General features: G+C 62.6%; 16 protein-coding genes. 6 read left to right on the plus strand and 10 right to left on the minus strand.

Going from position 1 to position 15,722, the window contains the following annotated elements; all coding sequences use genetic code 11:
• The 10 genes from ACFP9U_RS16740 to ACFP9U_RS16785 all read right to left on the minus strand — a co-directional run.
• The coding region (locus ACFP9U_RS16740; RefSeq protein WP_378623180.1) for an LLM class flavin-dependent oxidoreductase at nucleotides 1-272 on the minus strand (272 nt) is incomplete at its 3' end.
• 435 nt (nucleotides 273-707) lie between these two features.
• Nucleotides 708-1,478 (minus strand): hydroxypyruvate isomerase family protein, encoded by a 771-nt coding sequence (locus tag ACFP9U_RS16745; RefSeq protein ID WP_378623182.1) that lies wholly within the window; start codon nucleotides 1,476-1,478, stop codon nucleotides 708-710.
• 183 nt (nucleotides 1,479-1,661) lie between these two features.
• Complete coding sequence (locus tag ACFP9U_RS16750; protein WP_378623184.1) at nucleotides 1,662-2,897, minus strand: glycerophosphodiester phosphodiesterase family protein; 1,236 nt, start codon at nucleotides 2,895-2,897, stop codon at nucleotides 1,662-1,664.
• A complete protein-coding gene (locus ACFP9U_RS16755) occupies nucleotides 2,894-3,298 on the minus strand; it encodes a hypothetical protein (RefSeq protein WP_378623185.1) in 405 nt (134 codons plus the stop codon). Before ACFP9U_RS16755 ends, ACFP9U_RS16750 begins: the two co-directional genes overlap by 4 nt.
• Nucleotides 3,295-3,891 (minus strand): recombinase family protein, encoded by a 597-nt coding sequence (locus tag ACFP9U_RS16760; RefSeq protein WP_378623186.1) that lies wholly within the window; start codon nucleotides 3,889-3,891, stop codon nucleotides 3,295-3,297. Before ACFP9U_RS16760 ends, ACFP9U_RS16755 begins: the two co-directional genes overlap by 4 nt.
• A 601-nt stretch (nucleotides 3,892-4,492) precedes the next feature.
• Complete coding sequence (locus tag ACFP9U_RS16765) at nucleotides 4,493-5,581, minus strand: ABC transporter ATP-binding protein (RefSeq protein WP_378623205.1); 1,089 nt, start codon at nucleotides 5,579-5,581, stop codon at nucleotides 4,493-4,495.
• Between the two features lie 8 nt (nucleotides 5,582-5,589).
• Entirely contained in the window at nucleotides 5,590-6,009 is a 420-nt protein-coding gene (locus ACFP9U_RS16770; RefSeq protein ID WP_378623187.1) for a RidA family protein, read from the minus strand.
• A 6-nt stretch (nucleotides 6,010-6,015) separates the two neighbouring features.
• Nucleotides 6,016-6,906 (minus strand): carbohydrate ABC transporter permease, encoded by an 891-nt coding sequence (locus tag ACFP9U_RS16775; protein WP_378623189.1) that lies wholly within the window; start codon nucleotides 6,904-6,906, stop codon nucleotides 6,016-6,018.
• Nucleotides 6,903-7,784 carry a carbohydrate ABC transporter permease gene (locus ACFP9U_RS16780; protein WP_378623190.1) on the minus strand — a complete coding sequence of 294 codons (882 nt, stop codon included), beginning with the start codon at nucleotides 7,782-7,784 and terminating at the stop codon, nucleotides 6,903-6,905. The genes ACFP9U_RS16775 and ACFP9U_RS16780 overlap by 4 nt, the downstream gene beginning before the upstream one ends.
• Nucleotides 7,785-7,863: 79 nt before the next feature.
• Nucleotides 7,864-9,144, minus strand: a complete 1,281-nt coding sequence (locus ACFP9U_RS16785) for an ABC transporter substrate-binding protein (RefSeq protein WP_378623191.1) — start codon at nucleotides 9,142-9,144, stop codon at nucleotides 7,864-7,866.
• 144 nt (nucleotides 9,145-9,288) lie between these two features.
• On the opposite strand from ACFP9U_RS16785, the gene ACFP9U_RS16790 reads away from it, so the two are divergent.
• From ACFP9U_RS16790 to ACFP9U_RS16815, 6 genes are all read left to right on the plus strand, one after another.
• Nucleotides 9,289-10,740: an aldehyde dehydrogenase family protein gene (locus tag ACFP9U_RS16790; RefSeq protein WP_378623192.1), complete on the plus strand. Its 1,452-nt coding sequence runs from the start codon at nucleotides 9,289-9,291 to the stop codon at nucleotides 10,738-10,740.
• An 11-nt stretch (nucleotides 10,741-10,751) separates the two neighbouring features.
• Entirely contained in the window at nucleotides 10,752-11,537 is a 786-nt protein-coding gene (locus tag ACFP9U_RS16795; protein ID WP_378623194.1) for a creatininase family protein, read from the plus strand.
• Complete coding sequence (locus ACFP9U_RS16800) at nucleotides 11,534-12,532, plus strand: Gfo/Idh/MocA family protein (RefSeq protein WP_378623196.1); 999 nt, start codon at nucleotides 11,534-11,536, stop codon at nucleotides 12,530-12,532. The genes ACFP9U_RS16795 and ACFP9U_RS16800 overlap by 4 nt, the downstream gene beginning before the upstream one ends.
• An 83-nt stretch (nucleotides 12,533-12,615) precedes the next feature.
• A complete protein-coding gene (locus ACFP9U_RS16805) occupies nucleotides 12,616-13,353 on the plus strand; it encodes a FadR/GntR family transcriptional regulator (RefSeq protein ID WP_378623198.1) in 738 nt (245 codons plus the stop codon).
• Between the two features lie 382 nt (nucleotides 13,354-13,735).
• Nucleotides 13,736-14,410: a DUF1028 domain-containing protein gene (locus ACFP9U_RS16810; protein ID WP_378623200.1), complete on the plus strand. Its 675-nt coding sequence runs from the start codon at nucleotides 13,736-13,738 to the stop codon at nucleotides 14,408-14,410.
• A gap of 104 nt (nucleotides 14,411-14,514) precedes the next feature.
• The gene (locus ACFP9U_RS16815) at nucleotides 14,515-15,327 is read left to right on the plus strand and encodes an N-formylglutamate amidohydrolase (RefSeq protein WP_378623203.1); all 813 of its coding nucleotides are present in this window, start codon (nucleotides 14,515-14,517) and stop codon (nucleotides 15,325-15,327) included.
• The last annotated feature ends 395 nt before the right edge of the window (nucleotides 15,328-15,722 follow it).

Below are 15,722 nucleotides of genomic sequence, written 5' to 3' on the forward strand. Positions count from 1 at the left end.
AACTGCTCGGCCACCATCAGCGGCGCGTGGTTTGGCAGCATGATCCCGCCCGCGCCGACGCGGATGCGCCGCGTGGCGGCGGCCACATGGGCGATCAGCACCGCCGTGGCCGCGCTGGCGATCCCCGGCATGTTGTGATGCTCGGCGAGCCAGAAGCGGTTGTAGCCCCACGCCTCGGCACGGGTGGCAAGGTCGGACATGTTGGCAAGTGCATCGGCGGCCGAGGCGCCCTCGGCGATGGGGGCGAGGTCGAGAAGCGAGAAAGGCGTCATGGCGGGCTCCATCATGGCTGTTCCCGTTCATATGGCCATGATCGACAACCCGCCCAAGGGTGGCGGATCGGCGAAGAGGCCCGCGCGCGGCGGAAACGCCCAGTCCGAGTAACGGAAGAAAACGGCGAGTTTGCTTCCGGCTAAAAACGCCGCCGCGCGGCCCCGGGCGACCAACGGGCGGGCCAACAGAGTGGGCAAGATGAGCGGTGTTCGTTTCCACGGACGTCAATCCTGGCCGAACGAAGCGAAGCGGAGAGAGGGCCGGGATCCATTCCCCAGTGCTTTGACCAGCGAAACCGTTCCGGAATGGATCCCGGACAGCCTGCGCTGTCGCTACGGCTTCCGGGATGACGACCGACGTGTGACCCGTCTCATTTGCCAACGCCGCAACAAAGCTTTTCACACGAGATTACCCTGCCGTTGCGGGAGACGGGCTCAACGCCAACGGGAAAGCCAGCCGAGCCCGTCTTCCGTCGTCCCCCGTGGCCGGTATTCGGCGCCGAAATAGCCGTGGTAGCCGCTTTCCGCCAGCGTGGGCAGCAGCGTGGCGTAATCCACATCGCCATGGTCGGGCTCGCCACGGTCGGGCACGGCGGCGAACTGCACGTAGCCGATGAGGGCGCGATGGGCGGTGAACTCCTCCAGCACCGGCTTGCCGGACCGCCCGACATGGTAGCAGTCGAACATGATGCGGATATTGTCACGGGCCGCCTCGTCGATGAGCCTTGCAGCCAGCGCGTTGTCGGTCAGGAAGTAGCCCGGTACGTCATGGCTGTTGAGCGGCTCCAGAAGGATGGTTGTCTTCATCGGTGCTGCCCGGTCGGCCGCGTAGCGCAGATTGCCGATGAAGGTGGCGCGGGCATCCGGATGGTCCGTCCTGCCCGCCATGACGTGGACGGACGCGGCGCCAATCTCGGCCGCGTAGGCGAGCGCCCGGTCGATGGCGGTGCGGGCGTCCTTCTCGCGGCCGGGCAGGGCGGAAAGGCCGAACTCTCCGGCCTCCGGGTCACCCCGCGTCGTGTTCAGGCCGAGAACCGGCAGCGCGCTTTCGGCCAGCGCTTGCCTGAGGAGCGCGGGCTCGACCGCATACGGCCAGTGCAGCTCGACTGCGTCGAAGCCCGAACGCGCGGCTGCGCGTACAGCCTGGGGGAGGGGCCGTTCGTTCCAGAGGAAGCCGAGATTGGCCGAAAAGCGGATCCTCATCATCCTCAATCCGATTCGATGTCGATATGGTCACGAGACCGTGGACGTCTTCCGGCCTCCGCATGTCGGGAGTCGTGCCACAGCGGGGAGGGCGCTCGGCGGCGTAGCCGGCCGGATGTCATGCCGGATACGCCTGCCGAGCGGATCTGAATGCGCCGGCGCGTCAGGCGCGCCGTGGCCGGCGTCTCACAGACCGTAGCAGTTCGCGTAGAATGTCACGGTCGCGGGCCAGTCGGAGAACATGCCGACGATCCCGACGTCCTGCGCCAAAACGTGCAGCACGTTGTAATAGTCCGCATCGCTGTCGATCACGTCCTCGACCGACTGGAAATACCAGCCGCCGCCGTCGGCAAGCGGTCCGGAGCGCTCGAGCGACCAGGAGATTATGGTGAGCCCGACTTCCTTCGCCGCCTCGGCATAGGCCGACGGGACGATTTCTCCGGCTTCGTTCGTGGTGATGAGCATCCAGATCGGCGGCGCGATGTAGTTCACGCCCATGTCGGCCAGCTCCTGCATGGTCGGCTTGAAGGTCGCGGGATCGTTCGGATCGATCATCCCTTCGTCGTCGTCCGACGCTTCGTAGCGGTCATCAAGATAGACCGCCTGTTCGCCATAGGCGGTGTTGTCGATCCAGTAGCGGATGTCGCTCAGGTTGAAGCTCTGCGGCCAGACGTCTTCCGGCGGTACGCCGGCCGCCTCATATTCGTCGACGAGTTTCTGCGCGTAATCTTCCTGGCTGAAGCCGTCGAAAGGCATCTCGACCGAGGGGGCCTTCAGTTCGGGCGTGAACTTGGCGCCGAGCGACTTGAAGAGCTCAATCGATTCGGCGTGCGTCATCAACTCGGCGCCGTCGGCATAAAGGGTCGTGCGGAAAGGCGCCGTGCCGCCCAGAAAGGCCTCTGCCGTTTCGGCTGTCGGGTCCGAGGAGTCCATCTTGGGCTTGAGCGTCCTGAATTCCTCGAGCGTTATGTCGGAGGTGCGGCACTCGGCCGTGGCTTCGGTCTCTCCCGAGGCCGGCGTGAAGGGCTGGGTGCACTTGGCGTTCAGGTCGGTGGTCACGATGTCGGTCGTGGTGTGGAGATCGTTCTGCGCGTGCCGGCAGACGAGTTCCTTGTCCCTTGTGAAGGTCACGTCGCATTCGAGGATGCCGGCGCCCTGACGTGCCGCCGCGAGGTTCGACTGGACCGTATGCTCGGGGAACATGAGCGGCGCGCCGCGGTGACCGATCGAAAAATCGGTCCGCTCGGGTGTTTGTGCCAGGCAGCCGGACAATTTGTCCTTCAACTCGCCCTCTTCGAGCTTGTCCACCAGATATGCCGGACGCTGGCCATAACTCATGGCCGGATCGCCGACCGCGCTCGTAGAGACGAAGCCCGTCGCCGGCAAGGCCACGGCGAGCGACAGCAAGAAAGCCCGTTTCATGGTTTCTTCTCCCATTTTTGAGGACATAAAATGTTGAAATGAAGCGCCCCTCCGCTACCACCAATCCCCACACCTGTTTGACGCCATTGGGGTAGGCGCGCTCTCCCCAGGATCGAATTCAGGCGTCCTGCAATCTTGATCTCGACAGCGCCGGGCTGTTGTGAAGGATCGCGGTAGACCGTCACCGTTTCGATCAATTCCCGTATGGCTTTCGCGCATTCCTGATCACCTGACCGGATGCCCTCCGCCAGCGCGTATTGCAGATTTTCGAGTTGCTCTTCGTAGCGCTTGAGGATGGCGGGGTGCAGCGAAACGACGACGAAGGCGGGTAGGGCTTTTACCAGTTCTGCAAGAACCGCCTCGCGCAGATGGTAGAGTTCCGTCGAGCGCGGACCAGTCACGTACGGATCGCCGATGCTCTTGGCGAGTGGCGTGCGCCCGGCGACATATTCGCTGAAGTTGCGGCGGATGATTTCAGCCTCTTCCTCGACATCTGCCTTCTTCCAGGCTTGCCTGGGACCGGAGCATAGCCGTAGGTTAGCCCACCGGCGTTGAGGCCCTGTCCGACACGCCCAGCCTGGCCACGTCGAATCTTATGCGTGTTGTCTTCGCGATAGAGTTGGCCGACCAGCAGCCCCCGAAGGCCGACGAGAACCGTGTTGGCCACGCCATCGAGCACAGCTCTTATTTCGATATTGAGGAAGGCTAGGCGCATATGAATGCCTGCTAGGTCTTCGATGTCACGAGAGAGACGGTCCAATGCTTCCGCGACATGGACATCAAAAGCATTGTCTTTGGCGGCGTCCATTAAGACGGAGCAAGCCATCGCGTCCGAAACCGAGGCGCCCAATCTTGCGCGGTCTTCAAACGTGCCCACAACGTAGAGATCGTGTTGCCCGGCATGCTTCTGACAAAGTGCTATCTGATCATCGATGGTGCGCTCATTTTGAAGGTCGGTCGAAAATCTGGCGTAGATTGCCGCTCGCTTTTTCATCGCATGCGCTCCTTGTCAGATCCAGCGCATGATCTTCTCGTGCGGCCAGATGCGCAAATACCCGCGCAAGCTTGAGAATTGCACCGTCAGAATATCCGTTCAAGTCTCCTGTGCGTGAGGCGCCGATCCAGCTTTCTCATTGGAAGAGCTTCCTGTTGAGCTATCGGAAGATGCGCGAGCCATGTACTAAAATGAGCAGCATAGCTGGCGATTTCGGTAGGGGTTGTCAGCCAATTTGAGCCAACATCAGGCACGGTCAATTTGCTAAAATTGGCCGTGTTTGGCCTGTGCCTGCGCTGGGTTCACCAATGACCAAGTGTACGTAAGGGGAACATTAACTTGCTAGCTGTTTGGTGCGGGTTTTTCGCATAAGCAAAGACAGCGTGATTGTGCCGAGAGATGCATGAACCGGGTTTTTTCTAGGCCGCAACAGATGTGAGAATTTCGGGGCAATTATCATTTGCTGGTTCCCCCCTTGCTTTGCAGCAATCCATCGTCATCGAGAACGGTATCCGCGGGCTGTCGCGTAGCTTCGGTCTGAAGGTTGGCATCCTCGGCGCCTGCAGGGCAGACGCGTTCATCCTTCGTCACTGGAAGCAGGCTAGGGAATCCGTAATCCCCTGTGGTCGAATAAGAGAACCCGTTTTAGATCGAAGGTGATCCAGCAGTTTGCTCCCTTTTTGAAGCGCTTGCTTCCTGGCGCGGCGACGGTGACCAGCTCGGAAATTTCCGGCAGGCGGATATGCATCAACGTTTCGCTTCCCAGATGCTCGACCAGGTCAAGTTTGCCGGGGATGGCGCCTGCCGTTGCTCTGCTTGAAACGGTTATTGCGTCTGGCCGTATGCCGAGCACCGCCGCCGCGTCCGGCGTGACTTTGCCGGAGAGGCCACTTGGAAGTGTCACCTCGTGTCCGTCGGAAAGGCGGAGAACGGTCGCACCCTGCTTCGCTTGCATTGTGACGTCGAGGAAGTTGATCTTGGGCTGTCCGAGGAAACTCGCCACGAACATGCTGTCGGGGCGCTCATAAAGATCGAGGGGCGCGCCCTGCTGCTCGATGCGGCCCTTGTTCAGGACGACGATCCGATCGGCAAGAGTCATCGCCTCCACCTGATCATGCGTTACATAGATCATGGTGGCGTTGAATTCGGCGTGCAGGCGGGCAAGCTCGACGCGCATCTGTGCGCGCAGGCCGGCATCCAGGTTGGACAAAGGCTCGTCGAACAGGAAAACATCCGGGTTGCGGGTGATCGCCCGGCCGATGGCGACACGTTGGCGCTGGCCACCGGAAAGCGCCCTCGGCTTGCGCTCCAGCAATTCCTCGATCTGCAATATGGAAGCTGCTTGCGCGACCTTGGCCTTCACCTCTTCCCTCGGCACACCGGACATCTTCAGGCCGAAACCCATGTTTTCACCCACCGTCATATGCGGATAGAGTGCATAGGACTGGAACACCATGGCGATACCACGATCGGCTGCCGGTATGTCATTCACGCGCCTGCCGCCGATGCTGATCTCGCCCGCGCTTATTTCTTCCAGTCCGGCGATCACGCGTAGCAGGGTGGATTTGCCGCATCCCGATGGGCCGACGAAGACCACGAACTCGCGGTCCGGGATCGTCAGAGAGACGTCCCGTACGGCTTTCACATTGCCGAAGCTCTTGCTGACCGATTTCAGTTCGACGGATGCCATGAACGATCCTATTTCCCGGCCTTTACGGCCCACATCTCGATTTCCACCAGGAAGCCTGGAAGAAGCACCGCCTGAACCGCCGTCCTGACGGGGCGGGGTTCGGGCAGAATCGCTTCGTAGACCATGTTGAAACGATCCCAATCGGCAAGGTTCAGAAGGTAGATGTTGGCCTTGAACACATCCGCCAAACCGCAGCCGACCGTGGCCAGCTGCCGCGCGCAATTGTCGAGCGTGGCACGGGTCTGCTCCTCAATCGTCGAGCCTATCACGTTGCCGTTCGGATCCACCGCCACCTGGCCCGAGATCACCACCAGCCGGCGGGCATCGACTTCAAGAACCGGTGAGTAGGGACCGGCGGTCTTGTGCTGCGCAGCCCCTGCCGGCAGATGTTTGAGCGGGTGGGGACGGTTCCGGTTTCCCGACTCCATTGTCTCCTATCCTTTGACCGAGCCCGAGAGCAGACCCTCGACGACGAAGCGCCAGACCAGGACCACAAGCACGAGCGTGGGGATGATAGCGATGAAGATGCTGGTGTTGAGCAGGCTCCACGACACGTCCGTGTTGCGCGCAAGCGCGGCCATGACCACTGAGACGGGGCGCGATCGCGCCTCGCCGGACAATACCAGGGAGAAGATGTACTCAGAGTAGGAGAGCATGAAGGCAAAGAGGCCCGTCGCCCCTATGGAGGGCAGGGCCAGCGGCACGGCGATGCGGATGAAGCCCTGGAAGCCGGTGCAGCAGTCGAGCATCGCCGCCTCGAACAGTTCCGTCGGCAGCTTGCGGAAGAAAACGGACAAGATAAGCACCGTGAAAGGTAGCGCCTGCGCGGTATGCACTAGGATGATACCGTAGATGGAGCCGATCAGCCCCAGCGACTGCATCAGCATGTAGATCGGCACCACGAGCGCCGTCGTTGGCACCAGCGGCGAGAGGATGATGAACATGAAGCTCAGCTTCTTGGCCGGAAAGGCGTAGCGGGCGAAGACATAGGCTGCCGGCGCGCCAAGCAGGATGTTGAGCGCCATGGCCGAAAGCGCGATGCGCGCGCTGTTCCACAGGCTCTGCGGCACCTGCCGGGCGGCATCAGAGATCATCGACCGGTTGGCGCCCTCCACCAGATAGGAGGGCGGTAGCTCGCCGAAGAAGACATAACGATAACTCTCGAGCGAAAGCCCGTAGTCGAAAACGGAAGTCTCCCGGCTGAGCAGGACCCGGTCGGGAACAAGGCTCCCATAGAGCGCCAGAAGCACTGGCCCGCCCGTGAACATCAGGATCAGCGTGGCGATGAGGAAGGTGGAAAGGCGGTTGCCGCGGCCGGCCATCATGGACGCTCCCCGAACAGATCCGACGGCAGGGCGCGGGTGATGAGGACGATCAGCAGGGCCGCCACGGCCACCATGACGAAGGCGAGCGCCGAACCCGCGCCGAAATCATACATCGCGAAGCTCTCGCGCCAGATCTGGAAGGCGAGCAGCGTCGTGGCCGTGCCCGGCCCGCCGCCGGTCATCGCATAGACGAGATCGTAAGTGGTGAAGGCGATGAGGGCGTTATAGATCAGAAGCACGACGATCATCGCCTTGACCTCCGGGAAGACAACATACCAGAAGCGCTTCCAGCCGTTGCGGCAGTCGATCGTTGCCGCCTCCAACGTCTCGGAATTTATGGCGGAAAGTGCGGCCATGGTGAGCACCACCGCGAAGGGAATTTGCGTCCAGACATGGGCGACCAGGACACAGGCGAAGGCCAGCCGCGGCGTGTTCAGCCATTGGATCGGCGCATCCAGGGCGCCGACCCCCAGAAGTACGCCGTTTATGATGCCGAAGCTGGGGTGGAAAACCCAGATCCAAAGGACCGCACTGATCGCGCCCGGCAGCACCCATGGCAGCAACACGACGGAGCGGACCAACATCGAGCCGGCGAAGCGCCGCTGCAGGAACAAGGCCGCAGAGACCCCCAGGATCACCACAAGGGGCGCCGCCAGGAGCATGAAGACGACGGAATTGAGAAATGCGGTCCTGAAGTAGCTGGAGGTGAGCACCCGGGCGTAGTTGTCGAAGCCGACGAAAGGCTCGCCCGGAAACAGGAGCATCACCTGATGCAGGCTGGTCCAGAACGCGTAAGCCACCGGGTAGACGATGAAGGCCGCGACCGGCAGGAGCGCGGGCAGCAGCCAGAGCAGCGGATAACGTTTGATGGCCCACATCGGCGAGATGACATCCTGGAAGTGGTGGTTGAGCGTGTATGGAGGGCGGCCTGTGAACAAGCCGCCCGTGAGCTAACCGCTAGCGGTTGGCAAACTGCTCGCGCAGCGTGTTCCAGCGCTCGGCGCCGTCGTTCATGGCTTGCTCGACGCTGATCTCGCCCACCATGGCGCTCGCCAGCAGCGGCCGGAAAAAGGCCGACCAGACGGCCGTCCACTCGGTCCAGGTGCCGGCTCGTGCGTTCTCTATCTGATTGGAAAGCACGTCCATGTCGACCCACTCGCCCCACGCTTCTCTGACCTCTTGGTCCTCCAGGAGCGGCAGTTGTCCGAAGCCCAGCCCGTGCTCGACTGCCCAGCGCTTGGCGACATCGTAGGGCTGGCCTGCCATGAACTCGACGAACTTCCAGGCAGCCTCTGCCCTTTCGGGATCGTCGGCCGTCGTGGCCGTGACGGCGTAGAATTTGGCGAAGCCCAGCGTCGAATGTGCCTCGCCCGGCATCGGCGCCAGGGAGAACTGGCCGGCAAGCGGTTGCTCCGCCTTGTTGTTCATGGCCGCCAGCACGTAATTGTAGACGATGGTGAAGGCATGCTGGCCGGTATTCATCGTCGTGATGATGTTGGATTCGTGGTTCTCCGGCTGCACCAACTCCTTCTCGAAGGCATCGCGCAGCCATTCGAGGTGCTGGTAGGCGGCATTGTCCGGTTGGTTGAACACCGCGTTCAGATCCTCATCGAAGAGATCGCCGCCGCGCCCATAGACCTGCGCCACGAATGCATCGAAGAAGTTGGGCAGTTCCTGATTGTATTCGTAGACGATGGGGCGATCCATGCCGGCCGCCTTGAGCTTCTCGGCTGCCGCCGTCACGTCCTCCCAGGTCTCCGGCACCTCGATGCCGTGCTCCTCGAGGATCTCGGAATTGTAGAGGAAGGAGATCGTGTCGGCGTAGTAGGGCAGACCGTAGACCTGGTCCTCATAAGTGACATCGGAGAGGGCGAAACCGGCCATCTCGCCACTCAGCGTGTCGATCATGCCTTCCGGCACGATCTTGTCGAGCGGCGCGATCCATCCGGCCGAGGCCCAGGCCGGCAACCAATCCTGACCGCCATAGAGCACGTCTGTCTGCGTGCCGCCACGGAAGCGCAGCACTAGGCTGTCCTGATAGTCGGGCCAGGTATAGTCGGTAACGTTGACCTTGATGCCCGGATTGGCCTCCTCAAAGCGGCGGACATTGTCCTGGATCGTGTCCAGCGCATAATTCCAGACGACGAATTCCAACGTGATATCCTGCGCGGAGGAGGGCTGGGCCGCGAGGGTCGCGCCCACCAGCATGGCCGCTGCGGGAAGCTTCTTCAGTGACATTCTATTCCTCCCTTGGCTCACCCCACTGGGCATGGCGTGCCGGCCGCAATCGCGGCCAAAGATCATTGACACTTTACCCATTGGCTGCACTATAGAGACCATTCCAAATCAATTGCAACCTTTACTGCGAGCTTTGAGTGCGCCATGAGTTTCACATTCGACGGCAGGACGGACTTCATCGCCGGGCAGTGGCAGGGCGAAGCGTCGGGCGCCACCAAGGAAGCGCTAAGCCCCATCGACCGCAGGCCGATTGGCCGCATAGCGTGGAGCAGCCGCGAGACGGCGCGGCAGGCAATCGCGGCAGCGCGAAACGCGCAAGCCGCGTGGGGGCGCACATCGCTTTGGGACCGCGCGGCGCTCCTGCGCCGCATGGCAGATCGCATCGAGAAGAGAGCCGAGCCGCTTGCAGCCTTGCTGACGCTGGAGCAGGGCAAGCCCGTCGCCGAAGCGCGCTTCGAAATCGGCAAGGCGGCCGATGGATTCAACCTCGCAGCCGACCTGGTCAAATATCTCGAAGGACGCACCATCCCGACCGAGGACCCCTCGAAGAGGGTGATTACCTTCTATCGTCCGCGCGGCGTCTATGCCGTCATCACGCCCTGGAATTTTCCGGTCAACATTCCCGTGGAGTATCTGGCGCCCGGCCTCGCGGCGGGCAATGCCATCATCTGGAATCCAGCGCCCACCACCGCCCTGATTGCAGCCGCCCTGACGGAGGTGATCGCCGAGGCCGATCCGCCCGCCGGCATTCTCAACCTCGTCACGGGCGCCGGCCCGGAAGTGGGCGACGAGATCGTCTCCAACCCGGGCACCGATGCTGTAGGCTTCACCGGCAGCGTGCCTACCGGCCGGAAGATCGCCGCGCGCGCCGCAGGCAAGGCGCAGCTTCTGGAACTGGGCGGCAACGGCCCGGTGATCGTGCTCGACGATGCCGATCTCGACAAGGCCGTGCGCGCGACCGCCTCCGGCTGCTTCGTGAATGCCGGCCAGGTCTGCTCCTCCTCCGAGCGCGTCCTCGTTCACACCGCCATTTATGACGCCTTCGCCGAACGCATGGTGGAGGAAGCGGGAAAGGTCGTGCTCGGCGATCCTCGCCGGGAGAATGTGACCATGGGCCCGCTCAACAATCCGGCCGTCGCGGCAAAGGTGGCCGAGCATGTCGACGATGCGCTGAAGCGGGGGGCGCAGGCATTGGCAGGCGGCCGCCCCGCCCAGGGCTTGCCAAGCGACCTCTATTTCCAGCCCACGGTGCTCGGCAATGTTGGCCGCGACAGCCTCCTGAACCAAGAGGAAACGTTCGGTCCTGTCGCACCGCTCATCCGGGTGGAGAGCGATGAGGAAGCGCTCGCCGCGGCCCACGACAACCGATTCGGGCTCGTCGCCTCCGTCTTTACGCGCGACATAGACCGCGCGTTCCGCTTCGTCGAAGAGGTGCAGGCGGGGATCGTGAATGTCAACGACACCAGCAATTACTGGGAGCTGCATATTCCCTTCGGTGGCGCATCCGGTAAGGAAAGCGGGATTGGCCGCATCGGTGGGCGCTATTCGCTGGAAGCCATGTCCGACCTGAGAACCGCAACCTTCACCATCGGATAGGAGGGCCGCAGGTGCGCTTCGAGGAGATGACCTCACCCCAAATCGACGCGCTCGACCGGGAGAGAACTGTGCTCGTCCTGCCGATCGGGTCGGTGGAGCAGCACGGCAATCACATGCCGCTCGGTACGGATACGATGCTCTCCGAGGGCCTGTGCCTTGCCGCCGCCGAGCGGCTGGCGCCGCATGTTCTCGTGCTGCCGCCACCCTGGTACGGCTATTCCCCTCACCATATGCAGTTTGCCGGCAGCATCACGCTCAGGGCGGAAACGCTGATGGCGCTCGGCGCAGACATCGTGGGAAGCGTCGTGAAGCACGGCTTTCGCCGCATCGTCCTCGTCAACGGCCATGGCGGCAACGCCAATCTCATCGACATGATGGCCACGTCCCTCGGGCATGAGCACTATGGGAAGGCGCGCATCGCCGGCTTCACCTACTTCAAGCTGGCCGCCGCCGAGATCGCCTCCCTGCGCAAGTCGCGTAAGGGAGGCACGGGCCATGCCGGCGAGTTCGAGACTGCGATGATGCAGCATCTGAAGCCGAGCCTCGTGCGCATCGACGAGGCCGCTTCGATTTATCCGGAGAGCGGAACGCCCTATCTCTCCACAGATCTCGTGGAAGGAAGCCGGGTCAGCACCTATCTCGATTTCGCCGCCCTCTCGCCCACCGGCACGCTGGGCGACCCGTCGCTCGCCAGCGCCGAACAGGGGGAACGGTTCTTCTCCGCCTGCACCGAGACGCTGGTGCAATTCCTGCAGGATTTCGCGCAATGGCCGATCGGAGAGGGGCGGCAGGGATGAATGAGCTTGGGGTCGGCGTCATCGGGCTTGGCTATTTCGGGGCGCGGCACGCACGCCTTTATGCCCAGCACCCGGCGGCGAAGCTCGTCGCCGTCTGCGACAAGAACCCGGACGCAGCCGCGGCAGTGGCAAGCGCCACCGGCGCTGAGGCCCATGCGGAATTCACGGAACTTCTGGCGCGTGCCGATATCGAGGCGGTGAGCATCTGCCTGCCGGACCGCCTGCACGAGGAGGCGGCAGTCGCCGCGGTCCGTGCAGGCAAGGCGATCCTGCTGGAAAAGCCCATGGCCCATGACACGGCCACCGCCGGCAGGATCGCGGCGGCGGTCGAAGAGAGCGGCGCCAGGCTGATGGTCGGGCACATATTGCGTTTCGACCCGCGCTACGTCCAGGTGCACGAGGCGGTCGCGCCTGAACGCCTGGGTGAGGTGATCCATCTGCGCGCCAAGCGCAACGGCATCCGCTCCACGGCCCGGCGGCTGGGGCCGGCGAGTTCCATTCTCTTCTACATGGGCGTTCACGACATCGACGCTATGCAGTGGATCGCCCGCTCGCGGATCTCGCGGGTCTATGCCCAGAAGCGCGAGGTGCTGGGTACCGGAAATGAGGATGCGCTTTACGCCGTCGTCAATTTCGAGAACGGCGCTATCGGCAGCATCGATTACAGTTGGGCCTGGCCGGACGGGCTGATGAACGGGTTCCGCGCCGCCCTGGAAGTCGTCGGCACCAGGGCCGCCACCTATCTCGATGTTACCGACCAGGGCTTTTATGCCGTTTCTGATGCCGGCACGATTGGCGGGGACACACATCTGTGGCCGGAGATCAACGGCCGGATCACCGGCGACCTTGCCGATGAAATCGACCATTTCGTCACCGCGACCCGCGACGGAACGCCCTATCTCCAGCCATGGCAGGAAGCCTTCGACGCGATCCCGGTGCTGGATGCGCTTGCGCATTCAGCGGCGAGCGGGAAATCAGTGACGGTCCAGAGGTAGAACGATCCGGATTGAACCGGAATGGTTGACTTCACGCATAAGACAGGGTTTCTCAAGCGCATTCGACTCGTTCAGAAGAGAAAATGGACACCAGCGCCCGCCCCATCGAACTCAATGTCGTGACCTCACAGGAGAGGGCTACGCCTTCGCTCGTTTATCGCGCGCTTCTGCGGGCGATCCGCGATGGCATCATGATACCAGGCTCCAAGCTGCCCAACGAGCGCGAGCTGGCGAGCCAGCTGAGGACGAGCCGCACCGCCGTGCGCAGCGCGCTTTCGATCATGGAGCGCGAAGGGCTGGTGCGCCGCCGCGTCGGGGCAGGGACCTTCCTTACCGAAGATGCCGACCAGGTCTTCGAGCGCATGGACCAGACCGACGCTGGCACGCATGACGCCGTACCCTCCTTCGTGGAAATCGTCGAGGGGCGGCTCCTTTTCGAGCCCGCCATGATGCATTTGGTGGTCAGCCGTGCCGATGAAGGCGATGTAGCGGCCATGCGGCAGATGCTCGAAAACGTCCTCGATGCGACGACCTGGGCCGACTTCAAGGAAAGCATCTATGCGCTCCACGAGCAGATGTTCGCGGCGACCAAAAACCGATTTCTCATGCAGATCATGGAGAGCATCCTGGCCGACCGGCGGGCCGTTGCCTTCGACGGCAGGGAAACCGAAAAACCTGCGCCGCAGCCGGTGCGCACGCAGACGCACAAGGACCTTTCGGCGATTGTCGAGGCAATCGCCGCGCGAGATGCGAAACTTGCCGAGAGCCTTCTCTCCGATCATTTGATGCGGACACTGGCCACGATCAACATCTGGCAGTGAGGGTTGTTCGCTTCGCAGAAGCATCCGGTATGATGAACGACTGACCGATTATGGCTGCGGCGTCAGTTGCTTTGTCGATGCGGTCAAGAGGGGTCACTCATCAATAGCGCATCAGCGTCGAGCAAAAATGCGCCGGCATCGGATCGCGTGGTCGACTTCCGCTCCGGCGTCAGCGCCACCGCCGCAAAACTGCACATTACTCAATCTAACCGGTAGGACACGCCATGGCCGGACCACTACTGTCCTTTCGGGAGATGCGAGGGTCGGTTCTGGTATGGCGTCTTATGGGGGCGGCCACTATGAGCCGATCCCTGCGGCGGCGGAACCGGTTCGCGCGGGTGACGTTGCCCTCCACCATGCGAAAAAAAGCAAAGCCTGATCGATGACCTTCTCGATCGTCGCCAAATGCGCAAGGACCGGCCAGTTCGGGGTCGCTGCGGCCACTGCGATGCCTGCTGTCGGCAAGTTGCTGACGCATGCTTTCACCCGCGTGGGCGCCATCGCCACGCAGGCACGGCTCAATCCCTATATCGGGATAGACGGCCTTGATCTCTTGCGGCAAGGGCTTTCCGCTGACGAAGTCGTGGAGCGCCTGAAAGACCTTGACCCCCGAGCCGACCTGCGCCAGTTCGCCATCGTCGACGTATCGGGTGGCAGGGCCGCCTGGACGGGCTCCGGGTGCCCCGACTGGGCGGGTCATCACCTAGATGACGGGTTCACCGTGCAGGGCAACCGCTTGGCCGGCCCGCATGTTCTGCGCACCGCGGCGGAGACATTCAAGCAAATGGCCGACAGTCCGCTCGACAAGCGCTTAATCGAGGCTCTGGCGGCCGGCGATGAAGCGGGCGGCGACACCAAGGGTGAGCGCTCGGCGACGATCTACATCGTCGACACGGAGGAATACCCGCTCTGGGATATCCGGGTGGACGAGCACGAGCGGCCGGTGGAGGAGCTGAAGCGCCTGCACGATGTATTCAGCCGGGACCTTCTTCCACAGATCCGAAAGATGCCGACCCGTGCCAACCCCGCCGGCGAGCATGGTGAAGACATTGCCTAAGAACGAAGATGAGCAGGACGCATCGCGAGTTGGGCCCTTCTGCCAGGGAAACACTGCAGGAGATGACCGTGCGGCGACACGACCCTGCAGGATCAAGCGCGCCGGTGGTCTTTGATTCCCCCCATAGCGGCGCGGTCTATCCGCCGGATTTCCGGCCGGCCGTGCCGCTCCACCTCCTCCAGGGCGGCGAGGATCGCTTCGTCGACGAACTCGTCGCCGACGCGCCGCGACATGGAGCGGTGCTCGTCATCGCCCGTTTTGCCCGGACCTACATCGATCCCAATAGGACGCTCGTCGATCTCGACGAGGAACTGCTCGAAGAGCCCTGGCCGGGTCCGGTGAGCCCGAGCGATCATACCAAGCGCGGAGTCGGCCTGATCTTCCGCGAAATCGGAGACAAAGTACCGATTTATGATCGGCTTCTCAGTATCGCGGAGGTGCAGCGCCGCATCGATCTGTGCTGGCGGCCCTATCACGAGGTGCTGGATGCCGCGCTCGACGAGGCGCACCGATGCTGGGGCACGGCATGGCACGTCAATTGCCACTCGATGACCGCCTTCGGAAACGCTTTGTCGCCGGACCCCGGCCAGCCGCGGCCCGCCTTCGTTCTCGGCGACCGTGACGGCACCTCTTGCGCGCCCGAGTTCACAGCCTTCGTGGCATCCGTGATCGAGGAGATGGACTATAGCGTCGCCATCAACGATCCCTACAAGGGCGCGGAACTGGTCTCGCGGCATGGCCGACCGACGGAAGGGCGGCACAGCCTGCAGATCGAAATCAACCGCGACCTCTATATGAACCCAAACACACTGGAGAAGAACGACGGCTTCCCAGCGCTACGCGCCAGTCTCGGGCGTCTCTCCGAGCGCATCTGCCGCTATGCGCGCGATGCCGCGCCCAGCGCCCCGGCCTTCTAGGCGGTCGGTACTGTGCTAAAGTCGCTAGGCGCGCACGGCGGTTGTAGGCAATGGCGCCGATCCACTTTCCGGCAGTATAGGCGAGAAGAGAGGTCGGGGGCAAGAAAGAGCACGAGATATCAGGCGCCGCCATGGAGCAAGAAGGCGGCGTCGCGGCTGCAAAGACCACGATGCCCTCGATACGCAGCAGCATCAGCGCCTCGCCCGTCACATAAGCGCGGCGAATCTCCTCATCTGACGCTAGAGCACGTCCTGTGCTCGATGAATCGATTGAGATGTGACGCCAGCGTTCGCAGGTGATTCAACATCCACCTCGATGGAGGTGGATGATGGGAAGAGCACTGAGCGGGGATCTTCGGTCACGGGTCCTGAAGGCTTCGGACGAAGACAGGTCG

Source organism: Nitratireductor sp. GCM10026969, from assembly GCF_042660605.1.
Taxonomy (GTDB): domain Bacteria; phylum Pseudomonadota; class Alphaproteobacteria; order Rhizobiales; family Rhizobiaceae; genus Chelativorans.

Excerpts from the sequence above, each read along its gene's own strand:
- ACFP9U_RS16760 (WP_378623186.1), bottom strand. The coding sequence starts at position 3,891 with ATGAAAAAGCGAGCGGCAATCTACGCCAGATTTTCGACCGACCTTCAA.
- ACFP9U_RS16770 (WP_378623187.1), bottom strand. The coding sequence starts at position 6,009 with ATGGAGTCGGGAAACCGGAACCGTCCCCACCCGCTCAAACATCTGCCG.
- ACFP9U_RS16785 (WP_378623191.1), bottom strand. The coding sequence starts at position 9,144 with ATGTCACTGAAGAAGCTTCCCGCAGCGGCCATGCTGGTGGGCGCGACC.
- ACFP9U_RS16750 (WP_378623184.1), bottom strand. The coding sequence starts at position 2,897 with ATGAAACGGGCTTTCTTGCTGTCGCTCGCCGTGGCCTTGCCGGCGACG.
- ACFP9U_RS16765 (WP_378623205.1), bottom strand. The coding sequence starts at position 5,581 with ATGGCATCCGTCGAACTGAAATCGGTCAGCAAGAGCTTCGGCAATGTG.
- ACFP9U_RS16800 (WP_378623196.1), top strand. The coding sequence starts at position 11,534 with ATGAATGAGCTTGGGGTCGGCGTCATCGGGCTTGGCTATTTCGGGGCG.
- ACFP9U_RS16780 (WP_378623190.1), bottom strand. The coding sequence starts at position 7,784 with ATGTGGGCCATCAAACGTTATCCGCTGCTCTGGCTGCTGCCCGCGCTC.
- ACFP9U_RS16745 (WP_378623182.1), bottom strand. The coding sequence starts at position 1,478 with ATGATGAGGATCCGCTTTTCGGCCAATCTCGGCTTCCTCTGGAACGAA.
- ACFP9U_RS16810 (WP_378623200.1), top strand. The coding sequence starts at position 13,736 with ATGACCTTCTCGATCGTCGCCAAATGCGCAAGGACCGGCCAGTTCGGG.
- ACFP9U_RS16790 (WP_378623192.1), top strand. The coding sequence starts at position 9,289 with ATGAGTTTCACATTCGACGGCAGGACGGACTTCATCGCCGGGCAGTGG.
- ACFP9U_RS16775 (WP_378623189.1), bottom strand. The coding sequence starts at position 6,906 with ATGATGGCCGGCCGCGGCAACCGCCTTTCCACCTTCCTCATCGCCACG.
- ACFP9U_RS16805 (WP_378623198.1), top strand. The coding sequence starts at position 12,616 with ATGGACACCAGCGCCCGCCCCATCGAACTCAATGTCGTGACCTCACAG.